This is a genomic window from Candidatus Eisenbacteria bacterium (assembly GCA_030017955.1).
In the GTDB taxonomy this organism is placed as follows: domain Bacteria; phylum Eisenbacteria; class RBG-16-71-46; order JASEGR01; family JASEGR01; genus JASEGR01.
In genome coordinates, this window is sequence record JASEGR010000010.1 from 1 (window position 1) to 13,989 (window position 13,989).

At 50.1% G+C, this 13,989-nt stretch carries 11 protein-coding genes and 1 pseudogene; 1 reads left to right on the forward strand and 11 read right to left on the reverse strand.

Annotated elements, in window-relative coordinates:
- Window positions 1-92 precede the first annotated feature (92 nt).
- The 11 genes and pseudogenes from QME66_02455 to QME66_02505 form a co-directional block, all read right to left on the reverse strand.
- Window positions 93-1,073, reverse strand: a complete 981-nt coding sequence (locus QME66_02455; protein MDI6807829.1) for a polyprenyl synthetase family protein — start codon at window positions 1,071-1,073, stop codon at window positions 93-95.
- Window positions 1,074-1,238: 165 nt separating this feature from the next.
- Entirely contained in the window at window positions 1,239-2,696 is a 1,458-nt protein-coding gene (locus tag QME66_02460; GenBank protein MDI6807830.1) for a class I SAM-dependent DNA methyltransferase, read from the reverse strand.
- 33 nt (window positions 2,697-2,729) lie between these two features.
- Window positions 2,730-2,951: a DUF2283 domain-containing protein gene (locus tag QME66_02465; GenBank protein MDI6807831.1), complete on the reverse strand. Its 222-nt coding sequence runs from the start codon at window positions 2,949-2,951 to the stop codon at window positions 2,730-2,732.
- On the reverse strand, window positions 2,939-3,250 hold the full coding sequence (locus tag QME66_02470; protein MDI6807832.1) for a hypothetical protein: 312 nt from the start codon (window positions 3,248-3,250) through the stop codon (window positions 2,939-2,941). The genes QME66_02465 and QME66_02470 overlap by 13 nt, the downstream gene beginning before the upstream one ends.
- A gap of 91 nt (window positions 3,251-3,341) precedes the next feature.
- Window positions 3,342-3,488 (reverse strand): annotated as a pseudogene (locus QME66_02475) (type I site-specific deoxyribonuclease).
- Window positions 3,478-3,798 (reverse strand): nucleotidyltransferase domain-containing protein, encoded by a 321-nt coding sequence (locus QME66_02480; protein MDI6807833.1) that lies wholly within the window; start codon window positions 3,796-3,798, stop codon window positions 3,478-3,480. Before QME66_02480 ends, QME66_02475 begins: the two are co-directional and overlap by 11 nt.
- Window positions 3,777-4,157: a HEPN domain-containing protein gene (locus QME66_02485; GenBank protein ID MDI6807834.1), complete on the reverse strand. Its 381-nt coding sequence runs from the start codon at window positions 4,155-4,157 to the stop codon at window positions 3,777-3,779. Before QME66_02485 ends, QME66_02480 begins: the two co-directional genes overlap by 22 nt.
- Window positions 4,120-5,643, reverse strand: a complete 1,524-nt coding sequence (locus tag QME66_02490; protein MDI6807835.1) for a restriction endonuclease subunit S — start codon at window positions 5,641-5,643, stop codon at window positions 4,120-4,122. The genes QME66_02485 and QME66_02490 overlap by 38 nt, the downstream gene beginning before the upstream one ends.
- A 16-nt stretch (window positions 5,644-5,659) precedes the next feature.
- On the reverse strand, window positions 5,660-6,850 hold the full coding sequence (locus QME66_02495) for an ATP-binding protein (GenBank protein ID MDI6807836.1): 1,191 nt from the start codon (window positions 6,848-6,850) through the stop codon (window positions 5,660-5,662).
- A gap of 32 nt (window positions 6,851-6,882) precedes the next feature.
- A complete protein-coding gene (locus QME66_02500) occupies window positions 6,883-9,636 on the reverse strand; it encodes a type I restriction-modification enzyme R subunit C-terminal domain-containing protein (protein MDI6807837.1) in 2,754 nt (917 codons plus the stop codon).
- 308 nt (window positions 9,637-9,944) lie between these two features.
- Window positions 9,945-12,176, reverse strand: coding sequence for a vitamin B12-dependent ribonucleotide reductase (locus QME66_02505; GenBank protein MDI6807838.1), 2,232 nt, complete (start codon window positions 12,174-12,176; stop codon window positions 9,945-9,947).
- 878 nt (window positions 12,177-13,054) lie between these two features.
- On the opposite strand from QME66_02505, the gene QME66_02510 reads away from it, so the two are divergent.
- Window positions 13,055-13,726: a hypothetical protein gene (locus QME66_02510; GenBank protein ID MDI6807839.1), complete on the forward strand. Its 672-nt coding sequence runs from the start codon at window positions 13,055-13,057 to the stop codon at window positions 13,724-13,726.
- Window positions 13,727-13,989 lie beyond the last annotated feature (263 nt).

Genomic DNA, 13,989 nt, shown 5'->3' on the forward strand with positions numbered 1-13,989 from the left:
CTGAGGGGGTCGGCCACGACCCCCTCATACCCCCTGGCAGTGTGCCTTACGAAACACCCTGCATTTCGTAAAGCTATTCCTGGGACGGCACACTAGCTTTCTCTTTCAACCACGTAGTCAACCGCGTAGTTAAGCGCCTCTCTTATTGGTGAGGAGTGAAACTCTGAGAGAATGTTCCTGGCCCTGCCTCCAAATTCCTTTGCCTTCTCTCTGCTGTATTGGAATCCGCCATAGTTATTCACAAACGTCGTGACTTCCTTCCAGTGACCATCACCGATCTCTTCTTCTCCCACGACTTCAAGGATCTTTGACTTTTTGCCCTTAGGAGCATTCTTCAGAGCTATTATGAGGGGAAGCGTGACTTTTCCTTCCTTGAGATCATTGCCTGAACCTTTTCCAGTGACCTCTTCATCGCCCAGGAAGTCGAGAAGATCATCGACTATTTGGAAAGCAAGTCCGACTTTTTCCCCGAAGCTTGAGAACCTCTCCCTGAAACCGTTTTCACCCCATCCGAAATATGCACCAATCTCGCATGATGCCGAGATAAGCGACGCGGTCTTTTCACGGATGATCGACAGGTATTCTTCCTCGGTTATCTCAAAGTCCTTCTTCCTTTCAAGCTGCATCATCTCTCCCACGCTCATCCTATTCGTGGTCTCGGCGAGAATATGCATTATCGGGTAGAACTTCTTCTCAACGAGCAGCCAAAACGCTTTTGAATAAAGGTAGTCGCCCATGGCGATCGCCACGTCGTCGGACCAGAGCGAATTCACGGTGGGAAGTCCTCTTCTCAATGGGCTCTTGTCTATGGAATCATCGTGCACAAGGGTTGCGGTATGAATGAGCTCAACTATGTTCGCAGCGGCTATGAGCTCAGGCGGCGATGCTCCATTCAGCTTGGAAACAAGGCACATGAGAATAGGCCTGAACCGCTTGCCTGAGGTAGAAACGAGGTGAGACAAGACTTTTCGTGTGAAGACACTGTTGTCGGAAAGTGTCTTTCGGAGCTCAAGTTCAATCAGCTCAAGCTCTTCCTTTATCGGCTCTCTGAGCGCAGAAATGTCCATAATCATGGGCGATAGCCCACCGGTAATTTATCATGGAAACTTTCGGGAAGTCAACCCAAAACCTAAAAGCCCACACTTTTGTATACATCAACTGCTAGCAAAGGGACATATTGACCTTGCCTAAACACCCAAAACTAGGTGGATCCTCGCAGCACTGTGAACGCCCACGTTCTATTTCTTCCCCAGATCGCCAACGATGCTATTGAATTGCTCTAGGGCGGATTCAAGATTCTCCGCAATCTCTCTCGCAAGCACATCCGGATTCGGAAGATTCTCTGAATCTTCAAGGCTTTCGTCCTTGAGCCAGAAGATGTCAAGGCTCGTCTTATCCCGTTTCAAGAGTTCATCGCAGGTGAAGGCTCTGAAGCGTTCCGCTTCCTTTCTGTCAAAACGATTCTCTAGGTTGTAGCAACTGACGAACTCTTCAAGGTCTTCGTAGCGCAAGGGAGCTTCCTTCAGCGTAAAGTGCCTGTTTGTTCTCAAATCGTATATCCAGAGTTTCTCCGTCCAAGGCTTTTCACTTGCCGGCTTCCTGTCAAAAAAGAGAACATTGGCTTTTACACCCTGGGCGTAGAACACCCCTGTCGGGAGTCTAAGGAGCGTGTGCACATCACACTCGTGTAACAGCTTTTTTCTTACAGTCTCCCCAGCGCCGCCCTCAAAAAGAACGTTGTCTGGCACCACGACCGCTGCCTTTCCGTTAATTTTCAAAAGCGTTTTCACATGCTGGAGGAAGTTCAATTGTTTGTTTGAAGTTGTTGCCGAGAAGTCCTGCCGCTCGTAGATCAATGACTCCCTGTCGGCCTTCCCTTCGCCATTTACAATGGTTATGCTGCTCTTCTTGCCGAAAGGAGGATTGGTCAGCACCATGTCAAAGCGGTCTCCTGGGTCAGAGACAAGTGCGTCGCCAGTGACAATCGGACTTTCATCTCCTCCTATGCCGTGAAGGTAAAGATTCATAGCGCACAGTCTCACAACATTGTCAACGATATCCCATCCCTTGAACGTGTTGAACTTCAGAAACTTCTTCTCCTCTATGTCCAGTGAATAGTTCTTGGCAAGATACTCATGGGCTGCCAGAAGAAAACCGCCTGTGCCGCAGGCGGGGTCGCAGATGGTCATCCCGGGTTCTGGCCGCATGACTTCTACTATCGCTCTGATGAGTGCCCTCGGAGTGAAGTATTGCCCAGCGCCGCTCTTAATATCCTCTGCGTTCTTCTGCAGAAGCCCTTCGTAGATTTCACCCTTCACATCAATATCCATGCCCATCCAAGTCTCAGCGTTTATCAGCTCGATGAGACGTCTGAGCTTCGCGGGATCCTGGATCCTGTTTTGAGACTTCCTGAAGATGGCACCAAGCATGCCTTTCCCTTTACCCAGAGTTTCGAGGATGTGTCGGTAGTGAACTTCCAGAGCATCTCCGTCTTTTTCAACGAGGCTCTGCCAGTCAAGGTCCTTCGGGATGCTCGAAGGTTTATTGAAAGGCGGCTTTGTCTGCTCATCTGCCATCTTGAGGAATAGAAGATAGGTCAGCTGTTCCACATAGTCGCCGTAGCTCACGCCGTCGTCACGAAGCACATTGCAGTAATTCCATAGGCGCTGGACTATCGTGGATGATTCGTTGGGCATGAAGACCTCTTTTACCCAAACACTTCGGCAGTTCTACTTTCCAGAGATGCTCCGTAATGTACGAGCCCGAAAGCCGATGATCGTAATGCCAACTACCACTTTTTTCTTATCGTCATAGCGAACAATCACACCGTCACCGATATCGGTTCCGACCGCGGCACGTGGTTTCCCTACTGAGATATAGAGCACATCGGCTTCCTCATCATATTCCCAGTTGAGCGCGGGCTTGCCTTCAAGAATTCTTAAGGCTTCCATAAAACCTTCCTCCTCTTTAAGGGTGCGTTTGTGAAGTAAGCCGTGAGAAGAAATCCGTCTTTGTTCGAGATTTCTTTGCAAGCCGCAACAAGATATTTTCTAGTCAACGGCGTTTTTGAGTAAAGACGCACTGCCAATAGTTCACCGAAATCACCTGCCAAGATCAGGTCAGGATTTGAAATCGTCTCGATGACCTTTCTCTTCTGGTTCAGCATTTCAGGATGCCGCCGCGTGATATGCTCCCATCTCTCTTGGCTGATTCGTATGGGGACTGTACTCTTCGAATAGGTGACAATCATATCATGTCCATGCCTCCCTGGCGCTCTGCATTCCCCCTTTAAGCCGCCTTCTGGCTTTCTTCTTATCTTTGTCCTTTAATTCCTGTCTTGCCCTTTCAGCTTTGATCCGTTCGAGCAACTTCTCTGCCGGTTCATCAGTCGGATCCTGCGGCACGAGCTTCCCTTCGAAGGCCCTTTTCAGGATACTCTGACGCAACCTCTCTGCTTGCTTGAGGCTTGACTCCACCTCAGGCTCCATAGACTACCTCGCCGCTTTTTGAGTATTCAACAATTGCTGATTCTTCTTTTTCCCACTCGACTGGCGTCAAAGCGATTGCCTCTATCGGTTCAAAGACCTCGTATATGGCATCTGAAAGAATGTCTATTCTTTCCCAATAGCCTTTCCCCGCAAAGTCTTGAGATATGACCACGACGTCTATGTCGCTCCCCTCCCTAAACGTGCCCGTTGCATAAGAGCCGTATAATATCAACTTGGTTATCGTGATGCCTTTGGACTCCAGGGCTTTTATGAAACGGGATAGTATCTTTAGAACAGTGTCTTTATCCATTTCAAGACCTCCCTGCTTCTTGCGAGTATGTCCCTTACCACCGGTTCTGTGAAATCGTCTTGGAGCTTATCCAATTCCTCAGGGTATCTTGTCGCAACGCTGGCTTCATTAAGTCTTACAAGGAATCTTCCGACGGATTCCTCAGGTTTCGCATGAGTCTTGTTCAGAAGATAAACAAGATTGTGCGTTCTCGGTGGTGCGTCTTTCAGCTTTTCCCGGTAAACCCCTTTTAGCGCCTTCTCGAGCGCCAAATGGCACATAAAAACCGCGTAGAAATGTCTTCCTGCCTTAAACATATGCTCTGCTGTCTCGATATCGTAGTCAGCTTGTCTTAGCCACTCCTGAGGATCTTTCGCCATAACCTGTTCTCCGTTTTGGTTTCTTTCCTTTTGCCTCAACCGCGCGTTTGGCTTTCTCAATTTTGATCCGTTCGAGGAGCTTCTGAGCCGGTTCATCAGTCGGATCCTGTGGCACAAGCTTGCCCTCGAACGCTTTTTTCATAATGCTCTGCCGCAACCGTTCCGCCTGGATGAGGCTCTGCGCCACTGCCTTTTCCACCACGTCCGCCACAGAGAAGCGGTGCTCGATTTCTTCTACGATTTTGCACTGCTCAGCAGAGGGGGGAAGTGGAAGAAGGATTTGTGACAATGCATTTGCGTTGACATTCGGTTGTCCAATTCCCAGTTTCCCTTTTTGGATTTGTAGCCAATAAAGAGGGGATTGAAAAAAGTAGTACACAGTTTCCTTCGTGACGCTGCGGTGAAGTATTATTCTTATGAGGTACGACGCAAACACCGCCTCAGGGATGTCACCTCTAATAAGGAAACTCTTCCCGACAGTCGCTCCTGTTCTTGCGAAAACCAGGTCTCCATCTTTCAGGAGGTATTTTTCTTTCATAGACTCATCAATCTTACAGTAGGGAACCGAATCCCAATCAACCCCGCTATTCTGTATGTCGGTGATTCTGAGGAACCTTGGACCTATTGGCAAATCTGCGGCCTTTTCTGTATACCCGTAGTGTATTCCTCCCGCTAATTCTCCGACAGCAGTCCATTGCCACCCTCGAGGCAGCTTTGGCAAAGTCGATGTGTCTGCCTGCGGCAGTTCCTTGTATTTCTTCCCGAGCTTCGTCTTTTGTTCTTGTTTGATGCGTTCAAGAAGCATAGACGCAGGTTCAACTTCGCCTTTGTGAGCCTCCCTCCATTCTTCGGTCAGTTTTCCTTCGAAAGCAGACTTCAAAACCGTCTGCCGATAACGCTTCAACTGTGTCCTTACCTTCTTCAATGCCTCTACGCCCGCATCCAACCTGGTGAACAACTCCTCAATCTTCGCCACAATCCTGCGTTGCTCGGCAAGAGGTGGAAGAGGGAGAGGACTCTGCTGAATATAGCTGGCTGGAACCCTCAATTGACCTGCGGAGCCAGTCATGTTTCCTTGAGCTTCCTTCCTGAATTCCTCTCTTATCAAAAAGAAAAAGAATAACCTCCTCGGAAGGCATTCATGCAACCTGACTACATGGAATTCAGTTGAACCAAACCCAATACCGTTCTTTAGGCCATGAGCAATGGCTACCTTTCCGTTTTCCATACATGGAGTGATCTTTGCAAGAAGCAAATCACCATTCACGAAATGCGTATAGCCTTTTCTCACCTCTGATAGTTTCTTGCTAATGGACAAATCAATGCGACCTGTTAGTTCTTCGACGCATTTCATCGGCAGGAACGTAACCTCCGTATCGTGGACAGTGGCTTCTGCGTAGAAGCCCGGATTGACTTCGCCTATCTCTTCTAGCCCCGCCCACACCCAACCTTTGGGTAGTTCATCCTGAACCATAATCTCTTTCATTTTCCTAATCTAGGACTCATTGCTGCATTGACCGGTTCTGAACCAGAATCTCTTGGACTGTTTCATCAAGGTTCGCGGGAACTAACTGAAAAACCCATGCTATTTCTCGCAACATTTCTGGTAGCACACAACTTATGCTTCTAACCGGATCGTACGCCAGTGTAATCCTGGAAGAGCTCACTGTGTCATCCACACAGAGACCGCGTTCCATAAGCTCAAGTTCCGCAAAACCACCCACTTCGTACAACATAGCACAAGATCGAATGCCAGAGAGGATCACGCTAATCTCCACATTTCCTAGGTATTGGCAACTTTCGTAGAGATCTTCTGCAATCTTTAGGACCTTCCCTAGAATTCCGACCAGCTGAGGAAAACGAAGAGCTTTTGTCGGTCTCTTCTCCAATTCATAGGCCACTTGAACCAGCTCCTCAATAAACTCGAGCTTGGAGAAGAAATAGACCAGTCCGTATTCATTCATCTCCATATGTCTGTGGGATTTCGGACGACTATCAATGACCCCGCCAAGAACTCTGACGGGCTGTGAGATGTATCCATAAGTCCCCTCCTCTTGAGCAAACAAATAGAGTTTCTCCTGGGACACAATAGGCCTGTGAGGAAAGACTGGAATCACGGTGACTTTGAGGGTGGGTCCAAGAATCGGATCTGGCACGTGGAGTCTTACCCGGTGATCGGCTGAACGCAAAAGGGCCGTTTTCTTTCTTGAAGGTGTCTCTCGCCGTTTCAATAAATACTCCAGTCTGTCTATCTCAGCAAGCTCGTGAGGCTGACTTATGGATCCAGTCCTGACATACACGCGCGTAGAATTCTGAATGGCATGAGGAGCACCAAGACTTTCACTCACCCGGATGACCACGACAACATTCTCCTCCTTGTCCGGAACCTCTATTGTACGAACCTCAGGCAGAACCGACGGATAAATTCCGGTAATAGAACTTTGCGTGATCGTTTCTTCAATCCCCATCACTTTCTTCATTCCGGTGATCGGCATTTCCGGGACTCCATCTTTTGCCTTCACTCCAATAAGGCAGACCCCACCCATCGTATTGGCAAAAGCAGAAATAGTCTTGCGCGGATCTTTAGGAAGGGTCTGTTTGTATTCGACACGTACCCCTTCTGGCCACACCCTACAAAAGTCTTCAATATCGGCGAATCTAATCTCTGAGAGGGTCTTCGTAAATAAGGACATCAGAATTGCTCCATATTAGCACCATTTGCGAACTACGCTGCCAGCGCCTCATTTAGTTCTTCCAGAACCTGATTCAATTTGTCTCCGAATAGTTGGTATGCCCTCACCGGTCCACCCTTCTCGTGGAATGGCGCGAGTTCAAAATCCTCCATTGCAACACCCAAGCTCGTGGCAATGTGGTCTTTTATCATTTCGAGCCAGTCCATTTGCTGGGGTGCAAACTTGCGTCCGGCTTTCTCTTGGAGTCCAATCCATTCACGGAACCTGCGCTCCACTGCATCAGAGTATGGTTCCAGCATGTAGGTCTGGCCGATAGCAAAGCGCACAAGCGAGATAATGTCCGTGAGGAGTTTCACAGGTCCAGCCCCTCTGACCTTTGCCGACTCAAGTTGCCTGTAAGCCTCCCAAAGAAGGTCTGGTGCAAAGCCATATGGCGGCTTTGCTATAGTTTCTGCAAGCTCCTTGATTTGCTCGTAGGTGAGGCGGCGCTTGCCATATGGTTTGCTGTAGATAATTTGAAGGGCTGTAAGTTCATCCTTATTTTTCTCAATGAATTTTCTGAAGTTGTCAACGATCGACCGCGCTCTTTCCTTTGCCTGATCGTCAAAGCCAGCAAAGACTACCTTGTCTTTGCTCACAGTATCGATGGTCTGTTCGTATCTCTTCTTGATTTCAATGATTGTGTTTCTCAGCTTCGGATTATCAAAAGGTTCGCAAGCGGTCTTCACGAGTTCCTCGGAAGCTCTCTTGACTTGGTCGTCGGTTGGCTTCTTTGTATCGAAAATCTCCTTGGCTTTTTCAACTTTTTTGTCCGGGTCAATTGCATCGAGCAAATCGTTGATGATATGTTTGAGTGGCCTGCCTCCCGCAGCGTTTTCGATCGTCTTACTGTCCTTTTCGTCAATCTCCCTGCTCAGTCTCGCGAGCCTCCCCGCCAGAGAAGTAAGTACGTCCTCGTCTCTATTGCCCAACGCGACCCACGTGATGAGTTTCTCAAAGGGAATGTTCCTATTGCGCTCAAGAGGTCTTGAATCAGTCTTGTCGCTCTCGCACACCCCGACGGCATCCACAATCACAAAGTGCGTCTTGTGAGCTGAATCGGGAGTAACCGCATTGAAGTCAGTCTGAGGGATGACTCTCATGCCCCGCCCCTTCATTTGCTCAAAATAGACCCTTGACTTCACATCTCTCATGAACAGAAGGCACTCCAAAGGCTTGATATCAGTGCCGGTGGAAATCATGTCCACCGTCACCGCTATGCGCGGGTTGTAGGAATTGCGAAAGCTGGAGATCAGATCTTCCGTATTCTCGCCAGTCGTTTTGTAGGTTATCTTCTTGCAAAACTCATTTCCCTTGCCGAACTCTTCTCGCACGATATGAACGATGTCCTCTGCATGAGAGTCATCCTTGGCAAAGATAAGAGTTTTCGGAACCTCCTTCCTGCCAGGAAATATCTCGGAAAAGAGCTTCTCCCTGAATGTTCTCACAACGGTTCTTATTTGGTCCGGGGCCACAACATCTCGGTCTAATTGAACCGGAACGTATTCCAAGTCCTCATCCAACTGCTCCCAACGTCTCTTCCTGGTGAGTTTATCTCGCTTGTCAACATAATAACCTGCTTCCACTTTGCTGCCTTTCTCGGTGATCTCAGTCTTGATTCTATAAACATCGTAACCAACGTTCACGCCATCTGCGACGGCACGCTCATGGTTATATTCAGTCACAAGATTCTGGTCAAAGAACCCAAGGGTTTGTTTTGAAGGTGTTGCGGTCAGTCCTATGATGAAGGCATCGAAGTATTCAAACACCTGACGCCAGAGGTGGTAGATGGAGCGGTGGCACTCATCCGTGATTATGAAATCAAACGTTTCTATCGGAATCTGGGGATTGTAGGACACTTCTCCGAGCTGGGAACCGCCGGGCGAAATATCGAAGAGCGATTGCTCTTCAAGTTCGGTATCAAAGTCTGGCTCACCCTTCAGCATTGAGTACAGCCTCTGAATAGTCGTAACACATACACGGCTCACAGGATCAAAGGTGTTGGAGGTGAGGTGTTGCACATTGTACAGTTCTGTGAATTTCCGGCCGTCGTCAGGGGTCACAAACTGCTCGAACTCTCTTTTGGCCTGTCGGCCAAGGGTTTTCCTGTCAACCAGGAAGAGTACACGTTTTGCGTTTGCAAACTTGACCAATCTGTAAACGAAGTTCACAGCGGCGTATGTCTTTCCGCCTCCCGAAGCCATTTGAATGAGCGACCTGGGTCTGGCGTCCCCAAATGATAGTTCCAGATTTCGAATTGCTTCTATCTGGCAATCTCTCAAACCTTCAATTGCCAGAGGTGGTAGTGCTCGCAACTTCGTTCTGAGGGTCTCTTCTTGCGAAAGCCATCCTCTAAGAGTTTCTGGCTTGTGAAATGCGAACATTCTTCGAGAGCGAGCCTCAGGGTCTCTCAGGTTCCTGAAGAAAGTCTCTATGCCTGTACTTTCATATGCGTATGGAGGGGGATTCCCGACGCGAGGAACATTCTCTGGGATACGCGTTAGATAGTTTGCAGTTTGTTCTGCCACGCCGCTTAGTGTGGTCCCTTCAGGCTTTGCTTCAACGACACCTGCTGCTTTTCGGTCCAAGAAAAGAAGATAGTCAGCAGTTCCAGACTCAAGAGGAAACTCGCGGACAGCCACGCCAAGAGACGCTCCAAGATTCATTTCCCTGCGATCTTGAACCTTCCAGCCCGCGGATTCAAACAACTCGTCAATCTTCTGTCTTGCCTTCTCTTCTGGTTTCATATAGGGCGCATCTACATGCAAACCACAACAAACGAAACGGACGAATCAATTGTCATATGAGAATAAGCATTCTGGTGCGCCAAGGCAATCAAAACCTGGGGGAAGAAGCCGAAACATTCAGAGGTCAAGCGAGGTTGTCAATGAGGACGTTCCAGTCTCTTAAGACCGATCACCCATCTATTCTGGCGCCTTGTTCCAATTGTCTGCCAAAGTCCGGCCTTGCAAAGCCGGACTTCTCCATGCGTCCAACGTAACCATCCCAAACCAGATCCCGCCCTGACACAAGGCGGAACCGGACACTTCCGTCATCACCCGCATCGCGAAAATCCGCAGCTTCTGCAGACAATGCAGCCTTCGACGAAGTCTATTGATCCACCGCATTCCGGACATCCGGTGAGAAGCCATTCCCTGCCTGGAGAAGCAGGCGGGCTCATGGATTTTGAAGCTTCACCTGGCTTGTCTTGAATGCCGCCGGCGGTTTTCTCTCTCAAGTGCCTTTCTAGCACTCTCCCTATGGCATCAGCACACGAGAGAACCATCGAGCCCTCGTACCACAGGGGAGACGGACACCTTATTCCTTTGAGCTGTCTCACGATCGTAATGGGGTCAATTCCCGAACGAAGAGCAAGGGACACGAGCCGGCCTGTTGCCTCTATCTGTGATGCGGCGCAGCCGCCTGACTTTCCCATTTGTGCGAAAACCTCGCAGAGCCCCTCGCTATCCTCATTTATCGTCACATAGAGATTTCCGCAGCCGGTGCCCATTCGCTCTGTCCTGCCTCTTGTAACAGCTGGCCGTTCTCTCGGGATTATGCCGGTCTTCCCTTCTGCCTTTTCCTTCTTCCCGAATTTGAGAACCTGGGTTTTCCTTGAACCGTCCCGGTAGATCGTTATTCCCTTCAGGCCTTCCTGATGGGCGAGGAGAAAAACCTTCCTAACATCATCAGCAGTTGCACTGTTCGAGAAATTCACTGTCTTCGATACGGCGTTGTCCGTGTACTTCTGGAACGCGGCCTGCATCTTCACGTGCCACTCGGGAGTAAGATCGTGCGCCGTGACAAAGGTCCTCTCCACCCATTTCGGCACCTGGCTGATGCCCCTCACCGTGCCTCTTTCTGCAATCTCTTCCATGAGCGGCCTGGAATAGAAACCTTCTTCTTTGGCAATCTGTTCAAATTCCGGGTGAACTTCCACAAGTTTCTCATTGTCCATGATGTTTCTGACATACGTGATTGCATAAAGCGGCTCAATTCCGCTTGAGCATCCGGCAATTATTGAGAGGCTGCCTGTCGGTGCTATCGTGGTCAGGGTCGCATTTCGCAGATGCAGACCTTTGGATGCGTAGATACTTTGGTCAAAGTTCGGAAAGACTCCCCTATCGAGTGCGATCCCTTTTGAGGCCTCTCTCGCCTCATCACCTATGAACTTCATTACCGCGGCTGCTATCTCAAACGCCTCTTCAGAGTCATAAGGCACCCGAAGCTGAATCAGCATGTCGGCAAAACCCATGACCCCGAGGCCGATTTTCCTGGTCCCGCGCGTCATGCGTGCAATCTTTTCGAGCGGGTAGGAATTGACATCAATAACATTGTCAAGGAAATGGACTGCGCTTCTCACGGTCCGTCCGAGTTTCTCGTAGTCAATCTCGAAGCCGTCTCCCCCTCGCTTCAGCATAATCGAAAGGTTGACTGATCCGAGATTGCAGGCTTCGTATGGAAGAAGCGGTGCCTCACCACACGGATTTGTGCTTTCGATTTGTCCAAGTGAAGGAGTCGGGTTATCTCTGTTTATCCGGTCAAGGAAGATGAGACCCGGTTCGCCGTTTAACCATGCCTGGTGAACGAGAAGATCGAACACTGCCTTTGCGTTCAGCTTCTTGACCGGCTCACCGGTTGACGGATTCACCAGCTCATATTCCTTGTTCTCCTTGACCGCTTCCATGAATTCTCCGGTGACACCAACCGATATGTTGAAGTTCGAAAGAGAATCGTTGTCGGTCTTGCATGTTATGAAATCAAGCACATCTGGGTGATCGATATTGAGGATTCCCATGTTGGCCCCGCGCCGCGTTCCCCCCTGCTTCACCACATCAGTAGCTGAATTGAAGACCCGCATGAACGAAATCGGACCACTCGCGGCGCCGCCAGTGGAGAGTACCCTGTCGTCTTTCGGTCTGATGCGATTGAACGAGAATCCGGTGCCTCCGCCGCTCTTATGAATGAGGGCAGTATCCTTTATTGCCTCGAAGATTGAGTCCATCGAATCATCAACAGGAAGAACAAAGCAGGCTGAAAGCTGTTGAAGCTCTCTACCGGCATTCATGAGTGTGGGCGAATTCGGAAGGAAGGAAAGCGAAGCCATGAGAGAGTAGAACTCATGAACTCTCTCCGTCATGTCCGCATCCGGATGATAGATTAGATCTGCCCCTGCAACATTTCTCGCAACCCGGAGAAACATCTCTTCGGGTGTCTCAATCGACTTCCCGTCCCTGTCCTTCTTGAGATATCTCCTCTCCAAAACACGGAGAGCATTCGGTGTCAGCGGAGATTTCTCTTCAACAACAATCGATGCGGGAATCTCTCCAGAAATTGTGGGTTTCTTCTGTTCGCTATCCACTGGGCCCTCTGGGCATCTTGCCGATTTGCGAGGTTTGTTCCTTATTCCGAGAGTTTGTCCAAGGTTCTCTGCAAGAAGGTCTGCCATCTACATCTTGCGTACTTCAATCATATAAGGCCCATATATTGGGTGTCAAGACAATTGTTTTCGGCACTCTTCCACTCCCGCAATGAAGGGGAAACATGACCCGGGAAAGCTGAGCCCTAAATGGAGAATCGGCATTTCCGCCCGGGCAATTAGCGGCTCAAGCCGGCACCAGTTGCCCGGCACGGATGCGATGTTCGGAGGAGATCGTACCCGATTCCCCATCAATCAGAGGAAGGTTTCCCCGGTGAGCTGGACGTTGTCCTGAGGCGCGAGTCTTTCTCTTTCGTCCCGGCGCGACTCTTTGTCAATCAAGCTCAAATACATGCGGCTGCGGCCATGAAACCTCGGCAGCTCAGGCACAGAAGTTGCCATTGATGTCACACAGAATCTCGAGTGTGCCGTCCCAGAAATAGCTTTACGAAATGCAGGGTGTTTCATAAGGCACACTGCCAGGGGGTATGAGGGGGTCGTGGCCGACCCCCTCAGGGGTGACAGCGTAGGGATGCGACGAGTAGGAGCATCCTGAAGCGTCAGAGGGGCGACAAGCCCCTATGAAAGTGTCGTGTCCGGGGGCAAACGCATATACAAGGAATTCCCGGGACACGACACTAGGAAAGGTGGTGGTTGTGATGAGTCTGTAGTTCGGATCGCAAGTGCCGCATGACCGTTTTCGAGTTCACCAGCAACCAGAGCACACGCGAAGAAAGGAGTGGAGGATGATGTGCAGGGGAATTCTGAGCTTTCTGGTTGCATTATTGTTGTTAGCGAGCGCCGGCCTGGCAAAGGAAACCAGACTACCGTCACAGACTCCGGAAGCTGTCGCTCCCGGCGGAGTGATAATCGATGATGTGAACCCTGGGACTCTGTCCACGTTGAGACTCAGCGAGCCCAATCTCAGGGCGGGCTGGGACTACTTCGAGAGAACAAAGGGATTCCCGGTGAGTTTTGAGAATGTCGTGAAGATGACCGGCACTGATGCCAGAACAGGCGAAGCATTCGAGGTCACTCTTATTCCATTCGTCAACCCTCGAAGGCAGACGGAAACTTACAACGTGCTCATCTACTGCAAAAGGGGAGACAAGGTAAGTGTGGCCGGAGGTGTTCTTGATGTGAGTCAGAGTCCGCCTGTCGTGAGAGAAGATTACAGCTTTCAGGACGGCCAGGTTTTCTCCTTTGGGGACCGGCTCAGGGGGTGGGCAGGATGTACCGCCGATTTCTGCACCATTGTTGTTGTGGGGTGCAAGCTTGCCGGCGCGTACTACGGACATTGTCTCGCAGGGGGGTGTGCCCTCGCAGCAGCCGGGTGTGGCGTTATGGAGGTTGTCGATTGGCTTGATGACAGAGAACGGAATCAGCAATTCCAAGGACCTCCGCCACCCAGGCGCTGATCAACCGACTTGGTGGCAGCAGGAACTAGTTCCTGTCTCACGCGAGAATAGCGGCACGTACGAGTACCACTAGCATCAGAAAGTTGTGCTCGCCGTGGGAACGGAGGTTGGTCATTCGGGGCAGCCTGCTCTCGCCGGCTGCCCTCGGATGGCCACGGGGAACAATGTGGGCGTTAGTGAAAATTCAGAGAAATACTTCTTGACTAGAATTGAGTAAGAGTGCAAGATTGCGGCGATTGCCTCAAGTGCTTCCGTGTCGGATC